Here is a 523-nt window from a genome sequence, read left to right as displayed (position 1 = left end):
ACCGAAATCGTCCGGAACAGCACGGCTTTCTGGGAACGGAACGCCGAGGACACCGCCGGGTATCCGATCGAATTCCGATTCGTCGACAACAGGTCGGCGGCCGATCAAGCCCTCGTGTACCGAGACGTAACCGAATGTGGCGATATTACGAATCAGTCGCTCAACGGCTGTGCGAATCTCGCCACTGGGTACCGGGGGACAGTGTGGGGGTCCGTCCAGTACAACCTCTCGAATCCCGAACTCGAGTACACGACGACGCACGAACTTGGGCACATGCTCGGGCTCGACCACGACGATCCCCCGGATTACGTCATGAACATCAGCCGGATATCGTGGACCCCGAACACGACGAGGGTCGCGTTCCGCGACGCGGACGGCGGCGACCTCGACGCGCAGACGAAGCAGGAGGCCGTCGAGGCGCTCGACGAATTGACGCGGCGGGACGTCGACGCGATGTACGGGTTCCGCTGGCGGGAGGTTTCGAGCCCCGAGGAGGCCCACATCGTCATCGCCGGTAACGACA

The 523-nt window shown here is 62.9% G+C and carries 1 protein-coding gene; it reads left to right on the top strand.

Going from position 1 to position 523, the window contains the following annotated elements; translation table 11 throughout:
• Nucleotides 1-201: 201 nt before the first annotated feature.
• Nucleotides 202-523: matrixin family metalloprotease (locus EXE45_RS17645; protein WP_342765830.1), on the top strand; the 322-nt coding region annotated here is incomplete at its 3' end.

The sequence above is a fragment of the Halorubrum sp. SP9 genome (assembly GCF_005435015.1).
In the GTDB taxonomy this organism is placed as follows: Archaea; Halobacteriota; Halobacteria; order Halobacteriales; family Haloferacaceae; genus Halorubrum; species Halorubrum sodomense.
This window is presented reverse-complemented; position numbering and strand designations above follow the sequence as displayed.